The sequence below is a fragment of the Sphingobium xenophagum genome (genome assembly GCF_002288285.1).
Classification (GTDB): domain Bacteria; phylum Pseudomonadota; class Alphaproteobacteria; order Sphingomonadales; family Sphingomonadaceae; genus Sphingobium; species Sphingobium xenophagum.
Genome location: NZ_CP022746.1, coordinates 384,152 through 410,234 on the forward strand (window position 1 = coordinate 384,152; position 26,083 = coordinate 410,234).

Annotated in this window: 24 protein-coding genes; 14 read left to right on the top strand and 10 right to left on the bottom strand. The window is 61.9% G+C overall.

Annotated elements, in window-relative coordinates; genetic code table 11:
* Positions 1-158 precede the first annotated feature (158 nt).
* The 4 genes from CJD35_RS16635 to CJD35_RS16650 all read left to right on the top strand — a co-directional run bounded on the left by CJD35_RS16635 (position 159) and on the right by CJD35_RS16650 (position 4,541).
* Positions 159-2,261, top strand: coding sequence for a PQQ-dependent dehydrogenase, methanol/ethanol family (locus tag CJD35_RS16635; RefSeq protein WP_017181887.1), 2,103 nt, complete (start codon positions 159-161; stop codon positions 2,259-2,261).
* Positions 2,262-2,304: 43 nt separating this feature from the next.
* A complete protein-coding gene (locus CJD35_RS16640; RefSeq protein ID WP_017181888.1) occupies positions 2,305-2,922 on the top strand; it encodes a nuclear transport factor 2 family protein in 618 nt (205 codons plus the stop codon).
* 19 nt (positions 2,923-2,941) lie between these two features.
* A complete protein-coding gene (locus CJD35_RS16645; RefSeq protein ID WP_017181889.1) occupies positions 2,942-3,817 on the top strand; it encodes a LysR family transcriptional regulator in 876 nt (291 codons plus the stop codon).
* A gap of 205 nt (positions 3,818-4,022) precedes the next feature.
* Positions 4,023-4,541, top strand: coding sequence for a nuclear transport factor 2 family protein (locus CJD35_RS16650; protein ID WP_095687268.1), 519 nt, complete (start codon positions 4,023-4,025; stop codon positions 4,539-4,541).
* Between the two features lie 215 nt (positions 4,542-4,756).
* Here the strand turns inward: CJD35_RS16650 and CJD35_RS16655 are convergent, their stop codons facing one another.
* Entirely contained in the window at positions 4,757-6,058 is a 1,302-nt protein-coding gene (locus tag CJD35_RS16655; protein ID WP_017181892.1) for a spinster family MFS transporter, read from the bottom strand.
* Between the two features lie 146 nt (positions 6,059-6,204).
* Positions 6,205-7,134, bottom strand: a complete 930-nt coding sequence (locus CJD35_RS16660; RefSeq protein WP_017181893.1) for a helix-turn-helix domain-containing protein — start codon at positions 7,132-7,134, stop codon at positions 6,205-6,207.
* A 236-nt stretch (positions 7,135-7,370) separates the two neighbouring features.
* On the opposite strand from CJD35_RS16660, the gene CJD35_RS16665 reads away from it, so the two are divergent.
* The 4 genes from CJD35_RS16665 to CJD35_RS16680 are packed head-to-tail and all read left to right on the top strand — an operon-like array spanning position 7,371 to position 11,377.
* Entirely contained in the window at positions 7,371-8,822 is a 1,452-nt protein-coding gene (locus CJD35_RS16665; RefSeq protein ID WP_244917256.1) for an aldehyde dehydrogenase family protein, read from the top strand.
* Positions 8,823-8,831: 9 nt separating this feature from the next.
* Complete coding sequence (locus CJD35_RS16670) at positions 8,832-9,290, top strand: DUF3237 family protein (protein WP_017181895.1); 459 nt, start codon at positions 8,832-8,834, stop codon at positions 9,288-9,290.
* Positions 9,291-9,302: 12 nt separating this feature from the next.
* The gene (locus CJD35_RS16675) at positions 9,303-9,755 is read left to right on the top strand and encodes a DUF3237 domain-containing protein (protein WP_017181896.1); all 453 of its coding nucleotides are present in this window, start codon (positions 9,303-9,305) and stop codon (positions 9,753-9,755) included.
* On the top strand, positions 9,755-11,377 hold the full coding sequence (locus CJD35_RS16680; RefSeq protein ID WP_017181897.1) for a GMC family oxidoreductase: 1,623 nt from the start codon (positions 9,755-9,757) through the stop codon (positions 11,375-11,377). Before CJD35_RS16675 ends, CJD35_RS16680 begins: the two co-directional genes overlap by 1 nt.
* Before the next feature lie 22 nt (positions 11,378-11,399).
* Here the strand turns inward: CJD35_RS16680 and CJD35_RS16685 are convergent, their stop codons facing one another.
* The 5 genes from CJD35_RS16685 to CJD35_RS16705 are packed head-to-tail and all read right to left on the bottom strand — an operon-like array spanning position 11,400 to position 15,329.
* The gene (locus CJD35_RS16685; protein WP_017181898.1) at positions 11,400-12,317 is read right to left on the bottom strand and encodes a copper resistance protein B; all 918 of its coding nucleotides are present in this window, start codon (positions 12,315-12,317) and stop codon (positions 11,400-11,402) included.
* Positions 12,314-14,053 (bottom strand): copper resistance system multicopper oxidase, encoded by a 1,740-nt coding sequence (locus CJD35_RS16690; protein ID WP_095687270.1) that lies wholly within the window; start codon positions 14,051-14,053, stop codon positions 12,314-12,316. Before CJD35_RS16690 ends, CJD35_RS16685 begins: the two co-directional genes overlap by 4 nt.
* Positions 14,054-14,059: 6 nt before the next feature.
* Positions 14,060-14,635, bottom strand: a complete 576-nt coding sequence (locus tag CJD35_RS16695; RefSeq protein ID WP_017181900.1) for an RNA polymerase sigma factor — start codon at positions 14,633-14,635, stop codon at positions 14,060-14,062.
* Positions 14,632-15,072 carry a periplasmic heavy metal sensor gene (locus CJD35_RS16700; RefSeq protein WP_017181901.1) on the bottom strand — a complete coding sequence of 147 codons (441 nt, stop codon included), beginning with the start codon at positions 15,070-15,072 and terminating at the stop codon, positions 14,632-14,634. The genes CJD35_RS16695 and CJD35_RS16700 overlap by 4 nt, the downstream gene beginning before the upstream one ends.
* A complete protein-coding gene (locus CJD35_RS16705; protein WP_017181902.1) occupies positions 15,069-15,329 on the bottom strand; it encodes a hypothetical protein in 261 nt (86 codons plus the stop codon). The genes CJD35_RS16700 and CJD35_RS16705 overlap by 4 nt, the downstream gene beginning before the upstream one ends.
* Before the next feature lie 144 nt (positions 15,330-15,473).
* On the opposite strand from CJD35_RS16705, the gene copC reads away from it, so the two are divergent.
* Both copC and copD read left to right on the top strand, forming a co-directional pair.
* Complete coding sequence (copC, locus tag CJD35_RS16710; protein ID WP_017181903.1) at positions 15,474-15,854, top strand: copper homeostasis periplasmic binding protein CopC; 381 nt, start codon at positions 15,474-15,476, stop codon at positions 15,852-15,854.
* 6 nt (positions 15,855-15,860) lie between these two features.
* Positions 15,861-16,721, top strand: coding sequence for a copper homeostasis membrane protein CopD (gene copD / locus CJD35_RS16715; RefSeq protein WP_244917310.1), 861 nt, complete (start codon positions 15,861-15,863; stop codon positions 16,719-16,721).
* 4 nt (positions 16,722-16,725) lie between these two features.
* On the opposite strand, the gene CJD35_RS16720 is transcribed toward copD, so the two are convergent.
* The 3 genes from CJD35_RS16720 to CJD35_RS16730 form a co-directional block, all read right to left on the bottom strand.
* Positions 16,726-17,433, bottom strand: coding sequence for a cupin domain-containing protein (locus tag CJD35_RS16720; RefSeq protein ID WP_017181905.1), 708 nt, complete (start codon positions 17,431-17,433; stop codon positions 16,726-16,728).
* 110 nt (positions 17,434-17,543) lie between these two features.
* Positions 17,544-20,057 (bottom strand): ABC transporter permease, encoded by a 2,514-nt coding sequence (locus CJD35_RS16725; RefSeq protein ID WP_017181906.1) that lies wholly within the window; start codon positions 20,055-20,057, stop codon positions 17,544-17,546.
* Complete coding sequence (locus tag CJD35_RS16730) at positions 20,054-20,755, bottom strand: ABC transporter ATP-binding protein (protein ID WP_017181907.1); 702 nt, start codon at positions 20,753-20,755, stop codon at positions 20,054-20,056. Before CJD35_RS16730 ends, CJD35_RS16725 begins: the two co-directional genes overlap by 4 nt.
* Between CJD35_RS16730 and CJD35_RS16735 the strand changes: the two genes are divergently transcribed.
* From CJD35_RS16735 to CJD35_RS16750, 4 genes are all read left to right on the top strand, one after another.
* Positions 20,754-21,467, top strand: coding sequence for an arylesterase (locus CJD35_RS16735; protein WP_017181908.1), 714 nt, complete (start codon positions 20,754-20,756; stop codon positions 21,465-21,467). The genes CJD35_RS16730 and CJD35_RS16735 overlap by 2 nt on opposite strands.
* A 581-nt stretch (positions 21,468-22,048) precedes the next feature.
* Positions 22,049-23,239, top strand: coding sequence for an AAA family ATPase (locus CJD35_RS16740; RefSeq protein WP_019053290.1), 1,191 nt, complete (start codon positions 22,049-22,051; stop codon positions 23,237-23,239).
* Positions 23,236-24,255, top strand: a complete 1,020-nt coding sequence (locus tag CJD35_RS16745; protein ID WP_017181910.1) for a ParB/RepB/Spo0J family partition protein — start codon at positions 23,236-23,238, stop codon at positions 24,253-24,255. Before CJD35_RS16740 ends, CJD35_RS16745 begins: the two co-directional genes overlap by 4 nt.
* Positions 24,256-24,335: 80 nt before the next feature.
* On the top strand, positions 24,336-25,616 hold the full coding sequence (locus CJD35_RS16750) for a replication initiator protein A (RefSeq protein ID WP_017181911.1): 1,281 nt from the start codon (positions 24,336-24,338) through the stop codon (positions 25,614-25,616).
* The last annotated feature ends 467 nt before the right edge of the window (positions 25,617-26,083 follow it).

Below are 26,083 nucleotides of genomic sequence, written 5' to 3' on the forward strand. Positions count from 1 at the left end.
AAAGCGCGGACGAAAGAGGATGGCGAAGAACGGCAAGAGGGGTGATAACAGGCGCGGATCAAAGGCCGCTGGCGTTGGCGGCTGGCGCAATCCGCTTCCGATTTCATCCTGACGCGCCTTGTCGCACCTGTTCGCCTGATGGGCTGAGAGGTCGTTACATGAAGGGCATCGCAAGACTGGCGTGGATGGCAGGCATGATCGCCTTGCTGAGCGCCTGTGGCGGGACGGATCGACATTCCGCCACCCGCGATGGTGCCGACTGGCCGACGACCGGCGGGACGCTTGACGCCCAGCGCTTCAGTCCGCTCAACAGCATCAACCGGGACACGGTGGGCCGACTGGGCCTTGCCTGGTCGGTTGATCTCGACACCAATGCCGGTCAAGAAGCCACGCCGATCATGCGGGACGGCACCCTTTACATCATCAGTGCTTATGACGTGGTGCGCGCGGTGGACGCGCGGACGGGCGAGGTGCGCTGGACCTATGACCCGCAGGTGCGTGCGGCGGCCGCCCGCTCATGTTGCGGTCCAGTGTCTCGCGGCGTAGCGGTGGAAAACGGGCTTGTCTATGTGGGAGCGCTGGACGGTCGCCTGATCGCACTCAATGCGCAGGACGGCACAGTGCGCTGGCAAGTGCAGACGCTGGACGACGCCTGGCCGCCCGCTGTCAACTATTCGATCACGGGTGCGCCCCGCGTCATCAAGGGGCGCGTCATCATCGGCAACGGTGGCGCGGAATTCGGCGCGCGCGGTTTCATTACCGCCTATGACGCCCAAAGCGGGAAGAAAGAGTGGCGCTTCTACACGGTGCCGGGCAAACCGGGGACTAGGGACAATGCCGCATCCGATGCGATGCTTGGCAAGGTGCAATCGACATGGAACGGGCAATGGTGGCGCTGGGGCGGCGGTGGCACTGTGTGGGACGTGATCGAATATGATCGCGAACTTGACCTGCTCTATTTCGGCGTCGGAAATGGCAGCCCGACAAATCATGGGCTGCGCAGCGACGGCAAGGGCGATAACCTGTTCCTGGCCTCAATTGTCGCTGTCCGTCCCGATACCGGCGAATATGTCTGGCATTATCAGGAAACACCGGCCGAAAGCTGGGACTATACTGCGACGCAGCCGATCATCCTTGCGGACCTCGAAATAGGCGGAAAAATGCGCAAGGTGCTGATGCAGGCACCGAAAAACGGGTTCTTCTACATTCTGGACCGCGCGACCGGCGAATTGCTGTCCGCCGACCCCATCGCCAAGACGACATGGGCCAGCCACATCGATCTCAAAACCGGGCGCCCGGTGGAAAATCCGGATGCCCGCTACTATCGCACTGGCAAGACGACGATCCTGTATCCAAGTTCCGGCGGCGCCCACAATTGGCAGCCCATGTCCTACAGCCCACAAACCGGGCTGGTCTATCTTCCGGTCATGGAAATGGGCATCCCGCTCAGCCAGGGTGGCAGTCCGACGCCGGTCCCCGGGGTCTATAACACCGGCACCGACATGCAGGGCGGAACCGCCTGGAACGCAGAACAACTGAAATCCATCCGCCAGGATACAAAAGGGTTCCTGATGGCGTGGGACCCCGTACGGCGAAAGGTCGCATGGAAGCGCGAGCTGGCCGCCAATTTTAACGGCGGCGTGCTTTCGACGGGGGGCGGCCTGGTGTTCCAAGGTAACGCTGAGCGGAAATTCGCCGCTTATGATGCCAAGAGTGGGGAATTGCTCTGGCAGTTCGATGCGCAGACCGGCATCGCCGCCGCGCCGATCACCTACGCGATCGATGGCATTCAATATGTCGCGGTCATGGCCGGATGGGGCGGCGCATGGCCGATGCTGGGCGGGCAACTGGCGGAACAGCCGGTAAACGGGGTGGGACCAAACCGGCTGCTGGTGTTCCGCCTCGACGGCAAGGGTATCCTGCCACCCCTCCCGAATGCAGCGCCTCGGCAGCTCGATCCGCCGACCGAAACGGCATCTGCAGACCTGATTGCGCGCGGTAACGGTCTCTATGGAGAAAACTGCCTGCGCTGTCATGGCATGGCGGCGGTTAGCGCCAGCATGGTGCCCGACCTGCGGCACAGCGGCGCGATCCACAGTGCCGACGCCTTCAACCAGATAGTGATAGGCGGCGCGCTCAAGGACCAGGGAATGCCCGGTTTCAGGACGCAGATCACCGCATCCGACCTTGAGGCGATCCGCGCCTATCTCATCCATCGCGCCAATCAGGATGCGAAAAACAACGGGTCTGGCACCCGGTAACGCGACGTACGTCAATGTTAATCAGTGCAGTAGAGGATTTTCCATGACCATCGAGGCCAAGTTACAAGCTCTCACCGAAGCCCTGGCACGTGTTGAAAAGCGCGCGCAGGCGGCAGAAGACTATATCGCCATTTCCAATCTCCAGCGGACCTATGGCTATTATGTCGACAAGTTCCAATGGGAACAGGTCGCCGACCTGTTCGCCCGCGACGCGATCATCGAAATCAATGCGCGCGGCAAGTTCAAGGGGCATGAGCGTATTCGCGAATATATGCGCCATTTCGGGCCGGCGCAGCGCGGCGTGCTGATGAACCATATCCAGTTGCAGCCAGTCATCCACATCGACGAGGATGGCGAGACCGCGCATGGCCGCTGGCGCGCTATGATGCAGGTCGGCGAATTGGGCGGTGTCGCCCGCCTCGGCGAAGCGATCTACGAAAATCGCTATATCAAGGAGGATGGTGTCTGGAAAATCGCATCGCTGCGCGCATACCAGACTTTCTACGTTCCCTACGAAGGCGGCTGGGGTAAGGAAGCCCTGCCCCTCGTTACCCATTTCGACGACCTGGAGCCGGACGAATATAGCGAACCCTATCCGGTCTTTCCCGATGTCTTTGTTCCGCCCTATCACTACACCAATCCCGTGAGCGGGAGGGAGTGAGGAGGAAGCGCGTGTCGCGATGTTGACGATCCGGCAGATGATCATCTTTGCCGCCGTGGTCAGGCATGGCAGTTTCCGTGCCTGCGCGGAACAGGCCGGCCTCACCCAGGTGGTCGTGAGTGCGCATATCCGCGAACTCGAAAGCAGGCTGGGCGTGTCGCTCTTTGAGCGGCGCCCCGGCCATGCCGCCGCATTGACCACGAAAGGGCAGCATGCGTTCGAACGCATCTCCGCGATCCTGGCCGACCTGAACGATCTGCAACGCGAACTGACGGGCGAACAGACCCGTAGGACACTGAACCTTACGACCTATGGCTTCATCATGCTGAAGTTGCAGGACAGGATCGACGCCTTCGAGGACGCAAGGCCGCAGATCGAGCTGCACATTCGGCTTGATCCGCCGGATAATCGGACGCTGGCTATGCAGGTGCATCGGGGCGAGGTCGATCTCGCCTGTTTTTATACAATGGATCAGGATGAAGTTCCTGGCAGCGTACATGTCGGGCACGAGCAGCTAGCCATCTACGTCGGACCGGACCATCCACTGGCCAGTGCAAAAGGTGTGACCGGCGCAGAGCTCGGCCGTCATCCGGCCATCATGCTCCGGCATGAAAATCCGCAACGCCGTCTGACCGATCTGGCGTTGGACCGCATCGGCGCTGTTCCGGGCAAGATCATATTGGAAACGGACGCGCTCGCGCTGATGCTCAATAATGTGCGTCGCAACCGCGCCTGGATATGCTTGTTTCAGGATTCGGTAGATGACATGATTCCCGGGCTTGTACGCGTGGACCTTGCCACGCCGTTGCCGCCTGTCGAGATCCGGCTGCTCTCACGCCCCTCAGCGCGGCATGACCCCAATCTGATCGCCCTTCGCGACAGTTTTTGCGGATAGACGTCCGCAAGGATGTACGAGCCGCGACGGAACATGCCGAAATCGGTCTTCATGCCATTCTGGTCTGACAGGTCCCTCGCTCCAAAGCCTTAAGACCGGAGCCGTATCGGGCCTTGCGGTATCCCTAACGAATGTTACTGTTATCTAAACAACCAAACACGCTTTGCCCCGTCGGCGTGAGCGAAACGAGGAAGAGGATTTTCAGATGCGAGATCAAACGCCCGTCACGATCCTGATCCCGGCGGCGCAGGTGCCCGAAGGCCAGACTCCGCCTATGATCGCAGCCGATCATGATGCGCTGCTGGCCAGCGACGATCCGCGCCTGCGTGCCAACAAGCAGTTATGCTACGATATGTATCGGACGTTGTTGCAAGCCGGTCGCGCCGACCGCGTACGTGAATTCATCGGTCCCCACTATATTCAGCACAACCCCAATGTCGTCAGCGGTGCCGCCGCGCTGGAAGAGTTCATTCGCAATTCGCGGCCCGAACGACCGATTGAGGATCGCATTGCGTTACCCTTGACCGCAATCATTGCGGAACGAGACATGGTAACGTTCGTGTTCGTGCGCCAGGAAAAGGACGAGGCAGGTGATACCTATTACACCAGCTGGTTCGACGTTTTCCGGGTCGAAAACGGCCTGATCGTCGAACATTGGGACCCGGCAATGAAGAGCGCGGAGATGCTGAAACTGGACCCGAACAAGAAGCGGGTCGATCCCTGATTCCTGCTCGATTTCACGGCAGTGCGACGATCAGGGCAATGCCTGGGTCGCATGCCGTTGGTCGATGCAACAGGCAAAGGTCTGGCCGCACAGCGGAATGCGCCTGTTGAAATATAGGTAGCTGTCCATCGTCCAAGCGAGGCGCGTGATGGACGAAAGGGCCGCCCGTGCTGCACTAGGCAGGACGAGCCGCCCCTGGCCGACCCTAGCCGACCCTAGACGCGTCGGTATCTCGCCGCCCAGATAAGATGCAGGCCGCTCCATATATAAAAGGCCCCAAAGCATGCGATTGCCAGGCGGATGCCAGTCGCGCCGGCTTGCGCACAAGCCGATCCGGACACTTGCCCTACAGCGCCAGCGCACTGGGCCGCGAAATTGGCTGATCCATAGGCCCAGGCAGAAAGATGATCGCTGGCGAGGCCGGCAATCGGCGGACCAAAGCCCTGCCCCGTCAAATACATGATCAGCAAGAACAGCGCCGATCCGGTCGCGCGACTACGCGAATCGAGCAGTCCATGGAGCGCGGCGATGGCCGGTCCCATCGCCATGTAGAAAAATAGCGAACCCGCCAGCATCAGACAAAAGGCGGGAACCAGATCCTTCTGCATAACCCCTATAATGAAGATCGGCGCGCCAACGATCGCACCTATGCCGGGCACCGCGATCAACATTCGCGCATCGCGCCGAGCCAGCCATTCAGCGCCATAGCCGCCTGCAATCGTTCCGATGGCGGACGCTATGCCGCTCAACAGGCCGAAGGCTAGCCCCGCCTGTCCTACGTCCAGATTGAAGCTGCGGGCAAAGAAGGCAGGGAGGAAGGTGTTGATGCCAAAGGCACCCAGGCTGACGACAGATACGCCGATCAGGATATGCCGCATGCAACGATCGCGCACCAGGATGAGGAAAACATCCTTCAAACGCATCCGTTCGGCATTGATCGCTACATCCTGGCGTGGAGGCTCACGCATCACGAGCAACGCCAGGATCGATACCAGTAACCCGATGCCACCGATCACGTAGAAGGTAGCACGCCAGCCGTGCGAGGCGGCGATCGACCCGCCAATGGAGGAGCCCAGGAAAGCCGCGACGGGAACGCCCAGCATGAACAATGATATGGCCGATGCTCGCTTTTCAGGAGGATACATGTCCGAAATCATCGAATGGGGTGGCGCTTCTGTCCCCGCACTGCCACCAGCCATCCCGAACCGCGCCGCAATCAACTGCATGAAACTGCTCGTCGCGCCGCAGAGCATGGTGAATGCCGATGCGAACATGAGCGATCCAGCCGCTACCCATTTGCGCGGATAGCGATCCGCCAGCCAGGCGAGCGGCAGCGACGCAAAGGTGTTGATCACCGCGAATGCGGTGCCGCCAAGAAGGCCGATCTGAAAATCGCTCAGGCTGAAATCGGCCTTGATCTGCTGCGCGACCAGCGCAATGACAATCCGGTCAATGAACCCAAAGCCGTAGATGGCGGTGAGCAGGAACAGCGCGATCCTGCGTGCGCCGGGCGTCATGGTCGCCCCCCTGTTACCGGCGGGCAAGTCGGAAAGATGGATTGCATGGTCGATCCTCTGGGTGATTGGGGGAAGGGCAGCAGACGGCACATCAAAACGCGCGGCGGCTTTCGTCGCCACGGTGAAGCTCCCTTCCCCGGCCGGTTTCAGTGAAACAGGCGACTGCTGCGAAAGGCTCTGGGCGTTTCGCCGAAACGCCCCTTGAACGAACGGCTGAAGTGTTGGGAATCGTTGAAACCCCAATAATGCGCGATGTCAGTGATGGAGCGGTGGGCCTGCGCAGGGTCCAGCAAGTCCTGCCTGCACCGGTCCAGCCGCCGATGCCAGATCATCCGGCCCAGCGTTTCGGCGTCATCGGCGAACAGTTTATGCAGGGTCCGTTTGGCGTAACCCATTTCCTGCGCGATCCGGGCCACATCCAGATCGCGGTCGGCCAGGTTGCGATCGACGAAGTCGATCACCGCGAGGCGACGAGCGCGCGTGCTATTGGCGCTCTGCGCGACAGGATCGGCATCCCATACCGTGTTGAGCATCTGGATCAGCGCATTGCCCATCTGGCCACGATCGCGTCGCCCCATGGCAGTTGCGGCATTGACCGCCGCACTGGTGCTGCTGTGCAGAATGCTGGCCGCACCTTGCAGAAAACTCTGCGGCAGGATTGGTTGCCGCGCGCCCTTGTCCCATGCTGCGAAGCGGTGGCGTGGCAGCGCCAGCGCAAGCAACCGGGTCGCCTGAGGCGCTATCATCGAATAGGAGACCGCCTTGTCAAAGGCGCACCATTGGCCAGAGTCGAGCCGAATAGTCTGCCCGCTCTGGACGATGTCGCAATGACCTTCCTCCATGAACAGGATCTTGATCAGATTATGCCTGTCCGGCCCGCAATGTTGGCCCACACTGTCGATTTGATGTTCGCCCATGGACACGGCGCAGATACGCAAGTCCCCCAGGTCGCATCCGCGTATCGACGCTTCCTGGTCGTCGCCGAGTTCGGCATGAGGGGCCTGCGTGATATTGCGCCATTGCGCACTGCGCTCCTGACGGGTCGCCGCCTTAGTCGCAAAGCTCAGATAATCCATCGAATCATCCTTCTCCTCCGGCTATCGGGCGGCTCTTCGCTGTGAACAGCGCCATGCCGCTTCTATATTGTATCCATAGCGTACACTCCCCCGTCTGCATAGCAATCTTATCCGGCCCGAACGCCCCTCATGCGGGCGCGCTTGAACAAGTCGGTGCTCCATCCCCGCGCTAAAGAGCCGCGATACAAAGACAGATTAAAGGTGGGGATGCTTTGGCTATCATGGGTGTGCAATGGATGGCAGACAGGCGCGCATCCAGCATCTTTGTCGGAGGCGAATGGCAGGATTGTGCAAGCGGCACGACCATAGACGTCATTAATCCCGCAACCGGTGCGTCCATCGGTGCGATCGCGGCAGGCGGCAGGGTCGATGTGGATCGAGCCGTCACCGCCGCAACCAATGCGCTGCACGACGCGCGCCTGCGCTGGGCACCAGCCGCGCGGCAGGATGCTCTGCTGGCGCTGGCCCGCGCGATCGAGGCGCATGGTGAGGAATTCGCGCAACTCGAAATGCACGATACGGGAAAGCCGATAAGTAATGTCCGGCGGGTCGACGTTCCCCAATCGGCGGCCGGGCTGCGCTATTTCGCCGGCTGGGCGACGAAATTGGCGGGCGAGACGATGGATCTGTCGGTGCCTGGCAACTGGCACGCCTGCACCCTGCGCGAACCTGTAGGAGTGGTCGGCCAGATCATTCCCTGGAACTATCCCCTGATGGGCGCGGCGATGAAGATCGGCCCCGCTCTGGCGGCGGGTTGCGCGGTGGTGCTCAAACCGGCCGAACTGACATCCCTATCTGCTCTGCGACTGGCGGATCTGCTGAATGAATGCGGCGTCCCGCCGGGGATGGTCAACATCGTACCGGGTCGGGGTGGAGAGGCTGGTGCGGCGCTGGTCGATCATCCCGGTGTCGCGAAGATCGCCTTCACTGGATCGACGATGACCGGCAGGCAGATCCTTCGCGCCGCTTCGGACCAGATGAAGCGAGTGACGGTGGAACTTGGCGGCAAGTCGCCGGTGATCGTACTGCCAGACGCAGATCTGGATGCGGCCGCGCAGAGTATTGCGATGGGCATCTTCTTCAATTCAGGCCAGACCTGTTCAGCGGGCTCACGGCTTCTTGTCCATGCCTCGGTCGCGGACAGGTTGGTGGAGCGGATCGCGAAAATCACGTCACGCATGGCAACAGGCGACCCGGCCGACCCCGCCACCCTGCTCGGCCCGGTCATTTCCGACGTACAGCGCGATCGCATAATGGGGTTTGTCGAACGCGCGACAGCTTCTGGCGGTCGCTGCTACACGGGTGGCGTACGGCCTGAAGGTCCAGGCTTTTTCGTGCCCCCTACGATCATGACCGACGTGCGTGCGGACATGGAAATCGTGCGCGAGGAAGTATTCGGGCCGGTGCTCGCGGTCCTGCCCTTCGAAACCACCGACCTTGACGAGATCGCTGGCTTGGCCAACGACAATGATTACGGGCTGAGCGCCTATATCTGGACGCGCAATATCAGCCACGCGCTGGGCCTTGTGAAACGCATCCGTTCGGGCACGGTGCGCGTCAACACCAGTGGCGGCAATGATTTCGCCATGCCGGCAGGCGGGGTGCGCCTTTCCGGCAACGGACGCGAAAATGGCCGAATGGGCGTCGAAGCCTATACCGAAGTCAAAGCCGTGACGATCGCGCTCTGAGGAGCAGGGATGATGATGATGGATTGTTCAACGCAAGACATGCCCTCGCCTGACCTTGAGCAAGCGTTTCGGGTAACGCTCGTCTTTGGCGCGACGGCTGATGTCGGTCGACTGGCGACCGGCGGCACGCGTACCGTCCGGCCCGTGACTGGCGGTCGCATCGATGGTGCGCGGCTTCGGGGTATGATCGTTAGCGGCAGCGAAACCAGCCTGACGCGGCTGGATGGCGTCACCACCGCCGAGCTCTCCTATTTGATCCAGACTGAAGACGGCGCGATCGTCCGCATGACGGGCATGGGCGTGACGAGCGATTGTCGGAGGGCCGACGATCAAAGCTTCGATGGCATGCGAATGACGATCATGTTCGAAGTTGACGAACAGTCGTCCCATGCTTGGCTGGCGACGCGGGCATTCATCGCCGAACGGCCACGCGACAGCGACACCAGCATCATCATGCAGATCGTTTGAAAGAAGAGCGCCATGAAACTCGAATTCGCGCTGGAGATGCAGATTTCCCTGGGCCAGCGGATCCATATCCAAGTGGCCGACGATTATAAACGCGGCGCGGTTCTCATCGAAAGTGGCCACTTCGTCGGGCCTGGGCTGTCGGGCAAGATCGTGCCGTCAAGCGGTGGCGATTTCCCGATGGTGCGCGCGGATGGCGGCGGCCGCTTTGAATCCCAATATCTGTTACAGACGGACGATGGCGCAGTGATCCTCAAGCGCAGCACCGGCGTTCGCCATGCGCCGCCTGAAGTCGTGAAACAGCTGCTGGCAGGCGAACCTGTTGATCCGCACAGCTATTATATGCGCATGACCCCGCGGTTCGAAGCGCCATCTGGCCCTTATGACTGGATGAACCGGACCATCTTCGTGGGTGTTGGCCGACGCAACCCGACGGGGTCTGTCTTTCGATTCTGGAAGGTCGTGTGATGCAGGACGAATTGCAGTTCGATTATGTGATCGTCGGCGCAGGCTCTGCGGGCTGCACCCTCGCCAACCGTCTGACGGAAGATGGGCGGACCCGCGTCCTCCTCCTGGAAGCGGGCGGCACCGGCAAGCGGCTGGATGTGTCATTGCCGCTGGCCGTGTCGAAGCTTTGGCCCAATCCCGACATTACCTGGGGGTTTCTTTCGGAACCAGAGGCGGAACTTAATGGTCGCCGCCTGCCAGTGGCGCGCGGCAGGATGCTGGGTGGCACTTCTTCGCTGAACGGAATGATGGCAGTGCGTGGCCACCCGGCCGATTATGACGGTTGGCGCGACATGGGCCTGCCGGGCTGGGGCTTTGACGACGTTCTACCTTATTTCCGCAAGCTGGAAAATCACTGGCGCGGCGATACACCGTTGCACGGTGGCGCTGGTCCGGTGTCGGTGCAGCCGCACCCTTCGCCAAGTCCACTCTATCCGCTGGCGCAACAGGCCGCAGTGTCGCTGGGATACAATCTTACAAACGATTTTAACGGCGAACGGACCGACGGCTTCGGCATGCCGGATTTCACCATTACGCGACGCGGTCGTCGCGCCAGCACGGCACAGGCCTATCTGGACCCTGCCCGGCGCCGTCCCAACCTCACGGTGATGACCGATGCGCCAGTGCACCGAATATTGATCGAGGATGGGCGGGCAGGCGGTGTCCTGTTCTGCGTCGGCGATCAAGAACGCATCGCGCGGGCCAACGCTGAGGTATTGCTGTGCGGTGGAGCAATCAATTCGCCGCAATTGCTGATGTTGTCGGGCATCGGTCCCGCAGCCGACCTGCGCGGGCTCGGGATCACTCCACTTGTCGACAGCGCTGAAGTCGGCGGCAATCTTCAGGACCACCCCGGCGCGGCGATGGAATTCGAACTGGATCGCCGCTGGGCGTTCGAGGAAGAAGTGCGCTTCGACAGGTTGGCGACGTCCCTGCTGCGCTGGTTCACAACCGGGAAAGGCGTCATGGGCGCTCCGCCCCTCGCCATTTCCGCCAATGTCGCGACTCAGCCAGGCAACCCGGAAATTGACCTCCATTTCCTGCTGGTCCCGCTGGCGATGGAAACGCGAGTCTGGTTCCCTGGTATCGCGCCGCGCCATGGCTCCAGGCTTGGCGCCATGTGGTCGCTCAACTATCCGCACAGCAGAGGACGGCTGACAATCGCCAGTGCCGATCCAAAAGCCCACCCGTTAATCCATTTCAACCTGCTGTCCGACCCGCGCGATCGGGCGGCGATGATCCATGGTTATCGCACTTTGCGTGATCTGGTGGCGCAGCCCGCACTGGCGGCCGCTACGGGAGCCATGACCCGGCCCTCGCGCGAGCCGCGAAGTGATGCCGAGATTCTGGCGCATGTCCGGGACACCGCGATGACCGCCTATCATCCTTCGGGCACGTGCCGCATGGGTGGTGACGCGCAGTCAGTGGTCGATGGCGCCCTCAAGGTACGCGGCGTTAGTGGTCTGCGGGTGGTCGACGCGTCCATTTTCCCTCGCCTTCCGGGCGGCAACACCAACCTGCCCGTGATCATGACGGCGGAAAAAGCCGCCGACATGATCCGCAGGGGAGATGGGCCGGGTTGACCGCTAATATCCTGCTATAGGGTCAGAACCAGAAACGCGCGCCCAGTACCAGACTGGTGACAGAAGCCCCCTCCCCTGCAGCGCGCGCGTACCGCGCCGTGTCGCCCAGTTTTCGTTCCCAATGGACGCCGACATAGGGAGCGAATTCGCGGGCAAATTCGTAGCGCAGGCGCAGGCCCAGTTCGATGTCGGAGATGCCAGAGCCAATACCGAGTTCCGGCACGTCCTGCGCGGCGAGGTTCATTTCCGCCGCAGGTTGCAGGATCAGGCGCTGGGTGATGCGCTGATCATAGCTTCCTTCCAGGCGCAGATGGGCGTCGCCCTTGTTCGACAGGAAAGCCTGCGCGCCGACTTCGAACCAATAGGGGGCGAGCCCTTCGATACCGACCACGGCATAAGTGCGTTGGGGTTGCGGGCGAAAATCCTGCCGCACGCCTGCTTCGACATTGAACCATGGATTGAGGGCGCGGCTGTAGAGCGCCTGCACTTCGGCGCTTTCGAGCGGGCCACCGACTTCGCCTTCCCCTTCCGTCTTGAACGCGAAGCGGTTGATGTCGCCCCCGATCCAGCCTTCGCCTTCCCAGGCATAGCCATTCGCGCCCTTGTGTGCGCGATATTCCAGGCGGTCGAGCATCAGTTGCGAGAAGGTCATGCCGCCGCTTTCCCGGATCATGGCGGCGCGGGCGCGGGCCATGGTGGCGGCGGGGTAGAAAGCTTCAGCCGCGTGATCGGTCGGGATTGGCGGGGCGACGCCCTGCGGCACGCTGTCGTCTGTCGTGGGTATGGTGTGACCGGCATGGGGGTCGGGTGGAACTTCGCCCACAGAACGCATGGGCTTCTCATTTTGTTCTTTATTATCAATATGTTGATGGGCGTGAATCTCTTGTCCTACGGCGGGCACCGCGAGTAGCAGGGTCGCGGCGGCGATCAGTTGCTTCATGCCCCGCCCTCCCCGTGGCGAACGGTCACGACCCGCATCATCCCCGCATGCATGTGCATCAGCATGTGGCAGTGAAATGCCCAGTCGCCCAGCGCGTCGGCGGTCAGGTCGAAACTGACCTTGCCGCCCGGCAGCACGTTGACTGTATGTTTGCGCGGGTTGTGGGCCGCATCTTCACCTGTGATGAGCTGAAAGAAATGGCCGTGAATATGGATGGGATGCGGCATCATCGTGTCGTTGATGAGCGTGACGCGCACCCGTTCCATATGGCGGAAGGCAATAGGGTCCGCGCCGTCGGACAGCTTCACCCCATCAAACGACCACATATAGCGTTCCATGTTCGCAGTCAGGTGGATGTCGAGCGCGCGCGTGGGCGTTCGAACGTCCTCGTTCGGCTCCAGCGCGCGCAGGTCCGCATAGGTCAGGACGCGATGATCGACATCCTCAAGGCCCGTTGGCCGGTCCGCCGTGCGATCGGCCGGCATGGAGGACAGCGTCGCCACCCCCGGTCCCATCGGCACCTCTGGCGCCACCGACGGGTCGAGCATCTTCATGCTGTGGCCGGCCATGCTGTCATTGGCGGGCTGGCTAAGGTCGATCACGCCCCCCTGCCCCATGTCCATGCCGGACATGTCCATCCCCATATCCTTCATGGTCAGCAACGGACGGGCGCGCAGCGGCGGGATGGCCGCGACCATGCCGATCTGCGGCGCCAGGGTCGCACGGACCAGACCGGAGCGGTCGATGGCTTCGGCGATCAGGGCATAGGCCCGTGCGTCGGTCGGCTGGACGATCACGTCATAGGTTTCGGCGATGCCGATCTGGAATTCGTCGGTTTCGACCGGCTGGACATGCTGGCCATCGCACTGCACCACAGTCATCGCCAGACCCGGCAGGCGCAGGTTGAAATTGGTCATGGCCGACGCATTGATGATGCGCAGGCGGACCCGTTCGCCCGGCGTGAACAGGCCGGTCCAGTTTTCCGCCGTGCCATGGCCATTGACCAGAAAGCTGTAGGTGGAGCCGGTCACGTCCGAAATATCGGTCGGGTCCATCCGCATCTTGCCCCAGTCGATCCGTTCGCGGAGCGGCTGGTCCTTCCCCTTGAGCAGCCCTGCGAGCGTCTGCCGCTGCATGTTATAATAGCCGCCCGATTGTTTGAGCCGCTTCAATTGAACATGGGGATGAACGGGCGACCAGTCGGACAGGACGATCACATGCTCGCGGGTCGCCTGCACCGGATCAACGCCCGCGGGGTCGATGACGATGGGGCCGTAATGACCCATCGCTTCCTGCATTCCCGAATGGCTGTGATACCAGTAGGTGCCCGACTGGCGGATCGGAAATTCATAATGGAAGGTTTCGCCCGGCGCGATGCCGGGGAAGCTGATGCCCGGCACGCCGTCCATCTGAAAGGGGACGATCAGGCCATGCCAATGGATCGACGTATCTTCCTTCAACTGATTGGTGACGGACAGGCGGACACTTTGTCCTTCGCGCAGGCGGATCAGCGGCGCGGGGACAGTACCGTTAATCGTGATGGCATGGGCAGAGCGTCCCCCGGTCGCAAAATGGCTGTTGGCGACGGTTAGCGCGATACTGTCACCCGACAGGACGCCGGGCGCCGGATGCAGCCCGTGGGTGCCGCTTTGCGCCCAGGCTGGAAAGACGTTGCTGAGGCTGAGGGCAGCCGCGCCCTTTAACAAGGCGCGGCGGTCGAGGGTCAGATGGGTCATGCCCCTTCATACGCGGGGGGCAGCGTCATCCCTCAAACTTTCCGACAATTTTGCACGCGCACGGTAAAGGCGGGTTTCGACCGCTTTTTCGCTGAGACCCAGCGTGGCGGCGGTGTCAGCCTGGCTCATCGCCTCTATCGTGCGCAGCAGCAGCACATCCTTGAGTGGAGCGGGCAGCGCGGCGATGGCGGCGTTGATACGGGCGAGCTCACGCTGCGATTGCAGCGCGGCTTCAGGATCGGGCGCAACATCGGCGATGTCCCCTGCTTCGTCGATGGGGCGGGCAAAAGCGAAGAAGCGCCGCACGGCACGGCGGCGGCCCCAGTCGCGACATTTGTTGAGCGTGATCCGCGCGATCCAGGCGCGGAAAGGACGCGCGCCGTCATAGCGGGCCAGCGCGGCAAAGGCGGCGATGAACACCTCCTGCGTGATGTCGAGCGCTTCGTCATTATCGCCCACATGGCCGCGCGCCAGTCGCCACACGGCATCCCGATGTCGGCGCATCAGCGCGGCATAGGCGTCCTGATGCCCGGCCAGCGCATGCGCCGCCAGCGTCCTGTCATCGGGTTCGCCGGGCGTCACCGGCGGTCGGGCTGGGTCAGTGCCTTGACGACCGCGCTGTCAAATTGCGCTGCCTGATCGGGACGCAGCACAGCGCGCATGGCGAAAATATGTTGCAGCGTTTCCTTTTGCAGGGCGCCCATGACATGATGGGTACGATCCACCGCCTGCGCGACCTGCGGCCCATAGCCATGTTCCGCGGCAATTGCCTGCGCCAGCCGCGCATTGTCGGCGCGCATTTCCGCTTCCAGGGCTTCACGCCGGATGGCGAAGGCAGCTTCGAGCGTGTGGATGCGTTGTTCCTGCGCCGCATCGAGCGTCAGCTTTTCATGCAGCAGCGCATGGATTTCGCTTTCGACGCGGGGCTGCGGCGCGATCCACATGCGCGCAAACAGCACCGCCGCCAGCGCCGCGGCGAAGGCGACGAGCGCGACGAGCAGATAGCGCCGGGTCGTCATTGGCCCAGCAGGCGCGATGGCGCGTAATCGGACATGCCGATCGGCGCGGGCGCCGCCTGCGCTGGGGCCGACGGCACGATACTGCCCGCCCAGCCGATGCCGACCGCCAGCAACCCGGCGAGCATCAGGCTGCGCCGCGCCACGCCCTGTTCGCGGCGGCGGGTAAGCCCCTGCATCACCGCACCGTCCATCTGCTCCAGCCGGTTATCGACCGGCATGGCCCGTATTTGCGCCAGCATCTGATCGAGATCACTCATCTCTACATACTCCATCCTCACCACGGCATACGCGCATCAGGCGCCGATCCCTCATTGGGTGAGGACAAAAATCATGCACCTGTGATGAGGGATCGGGCAAGTCCATGCGTAATGTTGCGTAATACCCATCATGGAGAAGTGAGCATGTCCCGTTTCCTGTCCGCCGCCCTTGCCCTGTCGATCGCGATCCTACCGGGCGCGGCGTTCGCCCATTCCAAGCTGCTGTCGTCCAGTCCCGCTGCAAATGCGACGGTCGCCAAGCCGACCAAGCTGACGCTGACCTTTTCCGAGACGTTCCTGGGCCCGCTTTCCGGCGTCGATCTGGTGATGACCGGAATGCCGGGCATGAGCGACCATCCGCCGATGCCGATCAAGGGATTCAAGACGACGGTTGCGCCTGACGGCAAGACGATGGTCGTCACCCTGCCCCGCGCGCTGCCCGCCGGCAGCTATGACCTGAAATGGCATATTGTCGGCGCCGACCAACATAAGATGGAAGGCGGCTACAGCTTCAAGGTCAAATAAGCCGTGATGGCCGGGGGGATAGAGGCACCCATGCTGCTCCTGGCGCGCTTTGGCCTGATGGCCGACCTTGCCCTGCTCATGGGCCTGCCGCTCTTCTGGTGGGCCATGGGCATGGCGGGGCAGCGCGTGCTGCTGGCAGGGCTGGCATTGGGGGGCATGCTATTGTCTGCGCTCTGGCTGCTGGCGAGCGCGGCCAGCATGGCGGGCACCCCGATGCTGCCGCCCGACTGGGCGACGGCGAAGATAGTGCTGACGATGACCCCGATCGGCCCGGTGCTGGCGGTGCGGGGCGGCGCCCTTCTTGCCGCGCTGGGCCTGGCTATGGCGGGGCGGGATCGCTGGGTACTGGTCCCGGCGGCCATCGCCGCTGCAACCATGGCCTGGACCGGCCATACCGGCGCGAGCGAGCATGGCGCAGGCGCGATCCACCGAATGGCCGATGTCGCGCATATCTGGGCGGCGTCGGGCTGGATCGGTGCGCTCGCCGCACTGCTATATGCCGTGACGAGGCGGCGTCCCCCGGTCGACCGGATCGCCGGGATGCTGGCGAAATTTTCGCTGCTGGGCACCATATTCGTCGCCACGTTGATCGTGACCGGCGCGGTCAACGCCGCCATGATCGTGGGCGTGGCTGACATGGGCATGCTGACGGGCAGCCGCTATGGCTGGCTGCTGGGCGCAAAGCTGGTCCTGTTCTGCGGGATGCTGGCGCTGGCGGGGATTAATCGCTGGCGGCTGACACCGGCGCTGGAACGGGGCGAACATGCAATTGCCGCGCTACGTCTCTCACTCTGTGTGGAGACGAGCGCGGCAATCGGCATTTTGGCGCTGGTGGCCTGGCTGGGGACGCTCGATCCCCTGGCCTGAGCCATCAGGCCGGACGGTAGATCGCATATATTTTCTTGACGTGCACCTGGCTGTCCCAGCTGCACGAAGCGCCCTGTTCGACCAGGAAAATGTCGCCCTTGCCAAATGTCGCGGTTGCATCTGCCCCATCGACAAAGGTGACGCTGCCTTCCAGCAGATACATCAATTCATAATGGCGATAGAACATGGCGCGGCGGTGATAGGGGGTGGAATCCCAGGTGCCGCAGACAAATTCGCCATCGGCTGAGCGATAGTCGGTAAAGTTGCGGCAGGACGGGGTCGGCCCGACAAGCAATTCAGCCAGCGGCGCACCGGACGGTTCGAGCGTCGCATTGGTGTCGATCGGGATGATCGCACCGTCGGCGGCAGACCCGCCAGTGCGGCGCACGAACAGCAGGCGCGCATCGGCGGCGACAGTCCAGCCAAAGGTTGCGCCTTCACACAGGACGATGCTGTCGCCTTCGTTGAGCGTGCGATCATCGATCTGCACGCTGCCCGATTCAACGATCACGAATTCATCGGCGGGCATTGCCGCGACCGTGCCACTCCCTTGCGGCAGGGCGATCAGCCCTATCGAAACGGGGCCTTCAGGCTGGGGCAGTTCGGCGCGGGCAGACAGGAAGGTCTCGCCCTCCCCTGGCTGGGCCGTTACCCCCGCCGCCCAGGCGCGCAGGTCGACAAAGGAGCGGGTTGCGGTCTGGCTGGTCGTCATTTTGGCTTCCCTCAAGAAATTTGCGGCAAGCTAGCGTGATGCTGACGGCAGGTTGCACCAAGCGCGCATCAGCGACGCGCAAATGGTGCCGTTTGCATCTGCCGGGACGTTCAAAGCTGCCGCAGCGCGCTGGCCGGACGCACCGACAGCAGCGGGATCGACCCGGCCAGGCCGATGCCCAGCGTCAGCAGCGCGCCACCGCCCAGCGTCGCCAGAACCACCAGCCAGTCGGGCGACCAGCTGAATTCGAAGATCCGGACGATCACGAACCAGGCGGCAATCGACCCCAGCGCCAGCGCGACCAGCGCGAGCATGATGGCGAGCAGGCCATATTCGAGCGCCTGTCCGCCCAGCAGCTGCGCGCGGGTCGCGCCCAGCGTCTTCAATATCACGCTATCATAGCTGCGCGCCTGTCGCGACGCGGCGATGGCGCCGACCAGCACGGCTATGCCCGCCAGAATCGCGACCGACGCTGCTGAAACGATCGCCGCGGACATCTGCGTCATGATCTCGCCCACCTGCGCAATGATCTGTCCCACGGCGATCACCGATATACCGGGAAAGGCCGCCAGCAGGTCGCGCGTGACGGCGCCATCCTTGCGCGTGTCCATGGTGATGGTCGCAGCCAGGCTGTGCGGTGCGGCGGAGACGATGCCGGGGGAAAAGACGAGGATATAGTTGAGGCCCATCGTGTCCCAGTTGATCTTGCGCAGCGAGGCGATGCGGGCGGTAATTTCGCGCCCCAGCACGCTGACCGTCAGCGTATCGCCAAGGCCAACACCCAATATCCTGGCCGCTTCAGCGTCAAAGGAAACGAGCGGCGGCCCGTCATAGTCGCGCGGCCACCATTGGCCCGCGACCAGTTCGCTGCCCGCCGGCAGGGCCGCGCTATAGGTCACGCCACGTTCGCCGCGCAGGAACCAGGCACCTTCGGGCAGCTCCTTCAGGTCAGTGACGCGCTGATCGCCATAGGCGACAATCGTGCCGCGGAGCGCGGGGACGATGTTGAACTGAGCGTCGGGGGCTTGTTTGCGCACGATGGATCGAAAACGGTCCGCCTGATCCGAGGGGATGTCGAGCACGAACTGGGCCGGGGCTGTTTTGGGCACGACATTGCGGATTTCGCTGTCAAGGCTGGTCTGGATACCAGCTAGCGTCACAAACAGGGTGAGCGCGAGGCCAAGCGCGACGATCAGCGCGGCAGTCTGCGCGCCGGGGCGGTGAAGATTGGCCAGCGCCAGCCGGAGCAACGGCCGACGCGGCCGCGGCGCACGCTGGGCGATCTGGCGCACGCCCCAGCCGATACCAAGCAAATGCAGCAGGACCGCCGCCGTCGCGCCAAGGACCGCCGCGGAAAAGAGCGGCTCGCGCGCCGTGCCGAGCGCCAGCCCAACAAGCAGCAGGCCTGCCGCCGCCATGGCAAGGATAGTGCGCCGATCAATGCCGTGGCGCGGATCTACGACGCCGCGAAAGATCAATGCGGCAGGCTGGGTCCGCGCGCGCGCCAGCGGCGGCAGGGTGAAGAGGAAGGCGATCAGCAAGCCATAGGCGGCACTGGTGACGAGCGGCAGAGGATGAAGCCGAAAGCCAGGACTGACCGGCAGCACATCGCCGGCCAGTACGACGATGACGGAAGGCAGAAGAGCGCCCACGACAAGCCCGCAGCCGATACCGATCAGTGCGACGCAGCCGATCTGCAGCAGGTAGATGCGCGCAATATCGCGCGACGTTGCGCCCAGCACCTTGAACGTCGCGATGCCGGGCCGTTTGAGGGCGAGATAGGAGGCAACGCCGTTGCTGACGCCGATGCCCGCGATCACGAGTGCGGCAAGGCCGATCAGCGAGAGAAATTGGCCCATGCGGATGATGAAGCGGCTGGCACCGGGCGCCGCCCGATCGCGGTCCTTGAACTCCCAGCCAGCCGAGGGATATTGCTGTTCGAGGCGCTCCCGCACGGCCTGCGCATCCACGCCGGCAGGCAGGCGCAGACGATATTTGCTTTCATAAAGACTGCCCGGCTGGATCAGCCCGGTACGGCGCAATCCATCAAGCAAGACGATCGCGACCGGGCCAAGCGTGAAGCCTTCGCCCAGCCGGTCGGGCTCATCGGCAATGATCGCGGCGATGGTGAAAGTGGCTGTGCCATAGACCAGCCGGTCGCCCGGACCGACATTCAGCCGATCGGCAAGGGCGGGGCCGATCAATATGCGGTCGGGCGCAAGCGGCGCGCGATAATCGCCCTGCCGCAACGCCAGCGTGCCGTAGAGCGGATAGGCATTATCGACGCCCTTGAGTTCGGTCAGAACGGCGAGCGCGTCTGGCCGGTCGCCCCGCGCCATGGCGCGCAAGCGGATCGTTTCGCTCATTGTGCCCAAACCACGAAAGACAGCTTTGTCGCCATCGCCTGCTTCGCGCTGTGTCATGGCGATTTCCACGTCGCCGCCAAGCAATCCCTGCCCGCGCAGGCTCAATTCCTGCGTGATCGCGGAGGTCAGGCTGCCGATTGCGGCCAGCGTGGCGACGCCCAGGAACAGGCAAAGAAAGAGCAGCCGCAATCCCCGGAAACGGCCCACAAGATCACGCCGGGCGATGCGCCAGCTTGTCGCCCAATCCAGCGCGTTCATGCGGTGCGATCCGAGACGATCTGGCCATCGCGCATTTCGACGATCCGGCCGCATCGTTCAGCCAGTGAAGGATCGTGCGTGATGATAACAAGGGTTGCACCAGCCGCGCGCTGCCGATCGAACAGCAAGTCCATGATGGTGATGCCTGTCGTCGCGTCAAGATTGCCGGTCGGTTCGTCGGCGAACAGGATGGTCGGCCGTGGCGCGACGGCGCGGGCGATGGCGACGCGCTGCTGTTCACCACCCGACAATTGGGCGGGATAATGGTCGAGGCGGTGGCCAAGGCCAACTGCCCGCAATTCATCCGCGGCCCGGGCGAAGGCATCGACATCGCCCGCCAGTTCCAGCGGCACGGCGACATTTTCAAGAGCGGTCATGGTCGGGAGCAGGTGGAAACTTTGCAGGACGATGCCGATGCGACCGCGCCGGGCGCGGGCCAGCGCATCTTCATCCAGTGCGCCGAAATCGACCCCGCCGATATGCACATCCCCGCCGCTGGCCCGCTCCAGCCCGCACAGCACGGCCATCAGCGAACTTTTGCCCGATCCCGATGCGCCCAGGATCGCGATGCTTTCGCCACGCAGCATAACAAGGTCGACCCCCTTCAAAATCTCGACCGGCGCATCGCGGGTGCCAAGCGAGAGGGTGACATTATGCGCGCGGATCGCGATAGTGGCCGGATCGATGGGCATGTGCATGAAGAAGGAGCGCTCCTTGGCGGGCAGATATTGGCAATATGGGGCGCTGGCGCTCATTATCCAACTGGGCTCGGCATGTTCAGACAAGGCCCCTCCCCCACCCCCTGCCGCCAATAGCGCGCAGGCAACGCCATCAACTGCGCCAACCGCCGATGCCAAGCTGATCGTCGCATTTGGTGACAGTCTTTATGCCGGTTATAATCTGGACCAGGGCAAGGGGCTTGCCCCGGTGCTGGAGCGGGCCCTGGCCGCGCGCGGCGTCAACGCGCAGGTCGTCAATGCCGGTGTATCCGGCGATACAAGCGCAGCGGGACTGGCGCGGCTGGCCTTCACGCTGGACGGCCTCGCGCGCAAGCCCGACCTGATGCTGGTCGGACTGGGCGGCAATGACATGCTGCGCGGCTTGAGCCCGAAAACCACGCGCGACAATCTCGACGCGATCCTGGCTGAACTGAAGAAGCGGGATATTCCCGTGCTGCTGACAGGCATGTTAGCCTCACCCAATATGGGGCCAGATTATGCCGCTTCATTCAATCCTATCTTCCCGGCACTGGCGAAGAAATATGGTACAACGTTCTACCCCTTCATGCTGGACGGGGTCATCGGCAATCGCGCGCTGCAACTGCCCGACGGCATTCATCCCAATGACAAGGGCGTTGGGGTCATCGTGGGCAGGCTGGAACCAATGGTCGAGGATGCGTTGCGTGGCTGACGGTATCCATGCCGGATTGGTCGGCTATGCCCCCACCGGACGGATATGCCTGTGCCATTGCTGCGCGCCGTTTCGGCTTTGGCGTTGACGAGCATCAGCACCGGCCATGCCGATGACGTCGCAGCGCCCGATCGATACCGATAATCCGACGTGTTATCAGTGACAATCCAACGTGATTTCAGAATCGTGGCATCGTGTTTTCAAACCGGATCGGACGTGCGATCGAATTTGGCTAAGCCTATCCAACTGACGGAAATTAAAGCGAAAATCATCAGAACTCTGGACCGTAACCCTGCTAATCCCAGAATAAATCTCTAAGCGGATGGTTTGGCACGGCAGAAGAGGATGGCTCCAGGTTCGCTACCCAACGCAACTCTCAGCACAGGATTGAAGTTCGCGGGCTATCAGGCAGCACCAAGCCCATCCGGCATCTAGCAGGATCATGGTTATGGTTTGACGTTGATGCAGCGCAGCAAGTTGGGATCACCGGCACCCTGCTCCATCGGTTTGACTTTCAGGGTAAAATAGGAGCATTAAACACAAACTATTTTACGGCCCATGATTCGGCCATGCGAGGCACCATGTCGTTTACAGTCAACACACTGCGTAACGTCACCACAGCTTGCCAACAGATGCGCGATCATATCAAGACGATCGTGTTCAGGCCGGAAAATCATAAGACGCTCGACATCACTTTTGGCCCCACGGTTGCAGCCGAGCTGATCGGTCGCACGCCCGAAGCGCTGGCCAAGGCCGAAGCGAAAGGCCGCCTGCCCCAGCCCAAGCAACTGCCCAATGGCCGCCGCTATTACACGCTGGAGGATCTCACCCAGATTCGCGCCGCACTTGGCATACAGGTCGGCAAGCAGCCGGACGAAGATGCAGTCGTGCTGGCGGTGCAGAATTTCAAGGGCGGCGTTGGCAAGAGCACCATCACCAAGCATCTCGCCGACTATCTCGCCCTGCATGGCTACAGCGTGCTGGTGATCGACTGCGATCCGCAGGCTTCAACGACGACGATGTTCGACATCCAGCCCGAAACGCTGATCGACGACGAACAGACACTTGGCGCCTTCCTCTCGCCGCGCAGCACCTTCAGTGATTTTTCGCAGACGATCCGCGACACGCCCTGGCCGACGATCAAGATCGTGCCATCCAGCCTTGGCCTGCAGGACGCCGAATGGGATCTGACCTCTACCTTGCGCGAAGGCGGGCAGGCGGTGCGTGAAGGGCTGCAGGCGCTGCGCATCGGCATTGCCAGTGTGACCAAGGATTTCGACGTGATCCTGCTCGATCCGCCGCCAGCCATGGGCTTCCTTGGCCTCAACGTCATGGCCGCGGCTACGGGCATGTTGATCCCCGTGCCGGCGCGGCAGCTCGATTATCTTTCGACCATCCATTTCATGGAGACGATCGCAGATAATATCGAGATACTCGAAGAAAATGGCACGCCAGTGGATTATGGCTTCATTCGCGTGGTCTGTTCCGCCTTCTCGCCAAGCAAGCCGGGCGAAAATGATATGTGGCGGATCATGCAGGCGACCTATGCAGGCCTGCTGCTGGGCCAGCCGATCCTCGCGTCCGAGGAGATCAAGAACGCCACCCAGGCATTCCGCTCAATTTATGAATCCAAGCCGTCCGCCTCGCACCAGACATATACGCGGTGCCGCGACAATCTGGACGCCGTCTTTGCCGAGGTCGAGCAGCAGATCCGTCAGCAATGGCCGTCGACAAGCCTGACCGCCAACGCCAGTGTGGGTGTCGCGGCATGAGCCGCCGTTCCCTGATCAGCGAAGCTCTTGCCGCCTCGCTTAACGATCCCGCACCTGCGCCGGTCGTCGCGAGCGATGCGGGCGCTCCGGCTCAGCGGTCGAACTTCACCAACAAGCGGCTCGAAGCCTTTGGCGAGGCGGCGCGGATCGTCAAGCGACCGACGATCCGGTTGAAGCCTTCTGAATGTTCGATCTGGCCGGGCAACGCGCGTGACTATTCGCTGCTCGACGAACATCGACTGCGCAGCCTGATCGATTCCATCCTGGCCGAGGGGGGCAATCGCATCCCTGCCGTGGTGCGACGCACGCCGCAGGGTGACCATCCCTATGAACTGGTCACGGGAACACGGCGGCACTGGGCCATCGCCTGGCTCAACGCCAATCATTATCCCGACATCGAACTGATCGCGATCATCGAGGATCTGGACGATGAGGCGGCCTTTCGTCTGGCCGACATTGAAAATCGCGAGCGGGAGGATATTTCCGATCTCGAACGCGGTGCCAACTATAAGGCGGCGGTTGATCGCTTTTATGGTGGCGTCCAACTGCGCATGGCGGAACGGCTCAAAATCTCCAAGTCGCAATTGTCCCGCTATATTGCCCTTACCGAAATTCCGCCCTTGCTGGTCAGCGCCTTTCATTCGCCGATGGACCTGCAGGCCAAATATGCCGAGAAGCTTCTGCCCCTGCTGCGTGATCCCACCACACGCAGCAAGCTGGAGGCAGCCGCCGACCAGATCGCATCGGAGCAAAGCTTTCGTCGGTCGGGTGACGAACAGCCGATCGCCGGATCCGAAGTGCTGGCCCGGCTGCTCAAGTCGGTAACGACCAAGGGCCGGGTGCAAAAAGCCGCGATAGCGAGTGCCGACGGGGCGACGGTGGGACAGGTGGAGAAGGACCAGCAGAAGCTTTTGACGCTGACGCTCATGCCATCGGACCTGTCCACCGATGCGATATTGGAAGCGCTGCGGCCAGTGATTGATCAGGCGAAGATTATGCGCGCGCGTCGGCGCTGAGCAAGTGAGATTAGAAAGCTGAAATATCAGCTTTTATCGTTATATTTCAGAGTGTTATATTGGTTTTCCCTCTGGGGGGAATGCAGGGCGAGGCAGATAGGGTGGAGATTGAGGGCGAACTAAAGACGGCGCTTAAGGAGCGCAAGGTCCAGTTCGAAATGTTCTTCACCCTGCCCGATTTCAGTGATATTTCGTTGCGTGATTATCAGGAAACGATGCAACGGCCCTTCTTCAGCCTGTCGAAGCGCAAACGCATAAAGCCGATAGAGTATACCAGTCCCGATAAGTCGGTCAGCGTCCATGTCTCCCCCAACCCTGCCTATGGCATGGCGACGATCTGGGACGCAGACATCATGATCTATCTCGCGTCCCACCTCAACGAGTTGCGCGAACGTGGGGCTAACGATCTGTCTCCCGTTATCCGGCTGCAGCCAGGCGATCTGCTCAAGCGCATTTGCTGGGGGACCAGCGGCCGCGCCTATGAGCGGTTGGTCAGTGCGCTCGACAGGCTTCAGGCGACAACGATCAAGACAAATATTCGGGCCAGTGCCAAGAGCCGCGAGACGACTTTCTCCTGGATCGACAGCTATACCCATTTGGTGGACGAGCGCACCCAGCGGTCGCTCGGTATGGAGATCACCCTCTCCAAATGGTTCTTCGATGGCGTGATGGACAAGCGCAACGTGCTATCGATTTCGCCGCTCTATTTTGAGATCACGAGCGGCCTTGGCAAATGGCTGTATCGGGCCTCACGCAAGCATGCCGGGGGGAATGGCGCGGAAGGCTTTACGATCGGCTTTGAGACGCTCCATCAGAAGAGTGGCAGCGAAAGTCTATACCCTGTATTCAAGCGCAAGTTGCTGGATCTGGCACGGGTGAATGATCTGCCCGATATCAGCCTGGAGGTCATCGATGGCGATGGCCCGCGGCCCAAAATGAAGATGGTGATGCGGCGCCACTTGAGCAGACGGGCTGGAAATCGGGGGCGCAACGCCCTCCCCTCCCCTCCTCCCGCAGTCGAAAATGACGAGGATATGGTCGATCCCCGTCTGGCGCTGGGCATGATTTCTAGTCTGTCCAAGGGGATGCGGGTCAGCGGAGAAGATACGCCGCGACGTGTGATCGGATCATCCGCGCCCCGCCGAACCATGGCGACCGGTCGCGCTATAGCCAGTCGAATGATCGATGCTGAAATCTACAGCGCCATCCGCGCCGATTTCCCTGGCTGGGACTATGATGAATTGCTGGGCCGCTTTGATGCCTTTCTCGGTGCCAACCCCTCGGAACTCCCGCGCAATTACTCGAAGCGCTTCTACGGCTTCGTTAAGGAACATCATCGGCGCAATAAATATCGTCTGTGATGGCAGGCAGGCTGTCACCGCAATGACGGCCTCGACGTGTTTTCAGAATCACGCATTGAGGACGTAACTGAGCTGCGTTGACAGCTCCCATGCTGATCGATGGCATTCATCGGTGCCGACGATGTTCCATAAAGCCCTGTAGATACAGGCTTTGGCACGCGTGATCGCGACGGAGAACCATCGTCAGATGCAATTTTGGTCTGTCGGCACGAGTGATTCTGAAAACACGTTGAGCAGACGGGTTTGTTGATATGGCCGCTCGCGTTGCCAACATGACAAGCATATCACCCAGTCGAATAGGCCGGAGATACGAGTCATGCGCCCTGCTCTCTTGGTGCATCATCACCAGCGCGTTAATCCCTACGTGTTTTCAGAATCATCCTTGGACACGCGTCGTTGCGACCAGTGACGCAGGAAAATGCCGCGCGATAATGCGAACAAAAGACGAAAGTCGCGATATGGCCCTT

What these genes read in the sequence shown, in the direction of transcription:
- CJD35_RS16635 (WP_017181887.1), top strand. Translation starts at nt 159, where the DNA reads ATGAAGGGCATCGCAAGACTGGCGTGGATGGCAGGCATGATCGCCTTG.
- CJD35_RS16640 (WP_017181888.1), top strand. Translation starts at nt 2,305, where the DNA reads ATGACCATCGAGGCCAAGTTACAAGCTCTCACCGAAGCCCTGGCACGT.
- CJD35_RS16645 (WP_017181889.1), top strand. Translation starts at nt 2,942, where the DNA reads ATGTTGACGATCCGGCAGATGATCATCTTTGCCGCCGTGGTCAGGCAT.
- CJD35_RS16650 (WP_095687268.1), top strand. Translation starts at nt 4,023, where the DNA reads ATGCGAGATCAAACGCCCGTCACGATCCTGATCCCGGCGGCGCAGGTG.
- CJD35_RS16655 (WP_017181892.1), bottom strand. Translation starts at nt 6,058, where the DNA reads ATGACGCCCGGCGCACGCAGGATCGCGCTGTTCCTGCTCACCGCCATC.
- CJD35_RS16660 (WP_017181893.1), bottom strand. Translation starts at nt 7,134, where the DNA reads ATGGATTATCTGAGCTTTGCGACTAAGGCGGCGACCCGTCAGGAGCGC.
- CJD35_RS16665 (WP_244917256.1), top strand. Translation starts at nt 7,371, where the DNA reads ATGGCAGACAGGCGCGCATCCAGCATCTTTGTCGGAGGCGAATGGCAG.
- CJD35_RS16670 (WP_017181895.1), top strand. Translation starts at nt 8,832, where the DNA reads ATGATGATGATGGATTGTTCAACGCAAGACATGCCCTCGCCTGACCTT.
- CJD35_RS16675 (WP_017181896.1), top strand. Translation starts at nt 9,303, where the DNA reads ATGAAACTCGAATTCGCGCTGGAGATGCAGATTTCCCTGGGCCAGCGG.
- CJD35_RS16680 (WP_017181897.1), top strand. Translation starts at nt 9,755, where the DNA reads ATGCAGGACGAATTGCAGTTCGATTATGTGATCGTCGGCGCAGGCTCT.
- CJD35_RS16685 (WP_017181898.1), bottom strand. Translation starts at nt 12,317, where the DNA reads ATGAAGCAACTGATCGCCGCCGCGACCCTGCTACTCGCGGTGCCCGCC.
- CJD35_RS16690 (WP_095687270.1), bottom strand. Translation starts at nt 14,053, where the DNA reads ATGACCCATCTGACCCTCGACCGCCGCGCCTTGTTAAAGGGCGCGGCT.
- CJD35_RS16700 (WP_017181901.1), bottom strand. Translation starts at nt 15,072, where the DNA reads ATGACGACCCGGCGCTATCTGCTCGTCGCGCTCGTCGCCTTCGCCGCG.
- CJD35_RS16705 (WP_017181902.1), bottom strand. Translation starts at nt 15,329, where the DNA reads ATGAGTGATCTCGATCAGATGCTGGCGCAAATACGGGCCATGCCGGTC.
- copC (WP_017181903.1), top strand. Translation starts at nt 15,474, where the DNA reads ATGTCCCGTTTCCTGTCCGCCGCCCTTGCCCTGTCGATCGCGATCCTA.
- copD (WP_244917310.1), top strand. Translation starts at nt 15,861, where the DNA reads ATGGCCGGGGGGATAGAGGCACCCATGCTGCTCCTGGCGCGCTTTGGC.
- CJD35_RS16720 (WP_017181905.1), bottom strand. Translation starts at nt 17,433, where the DNA reads ATGACGACCAGCCAGACCGCAACCCGCTCCTTTGTCGACCTGCGCGCC.
- CJD35_RS16725 (WP_017181906.1), bottom strand. Translation starts at nt 20,057, where the DNA reads ATGAACGCGCTGGATTGGGCGACAAGCTGGCGCATCGCCCGGCGTGAT.
- CJD35_RS16735 (WP_017181908.1), top strand. Translation starts at nt 20,754, where the DNA reads ATGAAGAAGGAGCGCTCCTTGGCGGGCAGATATTGGCAATATGGGGCG.
- CJD35_RS16730 (WP_017181907.1), bottom strand. Translation starts at nt 20,755, where the DNA reads ATGCACATGCCCATCGATCCGGCCACTATCGCGATCCGCGCGCATAAT.
- CJD35_RS16740 (WP_019053290.1), top strand. Translation starts at nt 22,049, where the DNA reads ATGTCGTTTACAGTCAACACACTGCGTAACGTCACCACAGCTTGCCAA.
- CJD35_RS16745 (WP_017181910.1), top strand. Translation starts at nt 23,236, where the DNA reads ATGAGCCGCCGTTCCCTGATCAGCGAAGCTCTTGCCGCCTCGCTTAAC.
- CJD35_RS16750 (WP_017181911.1), top strand. Translation starts at nt 24,336, where the DNA reads ATGCAGGGCGAGGCAGATAGGGTGGAGATTGAGGGCGAACTAAAGACG.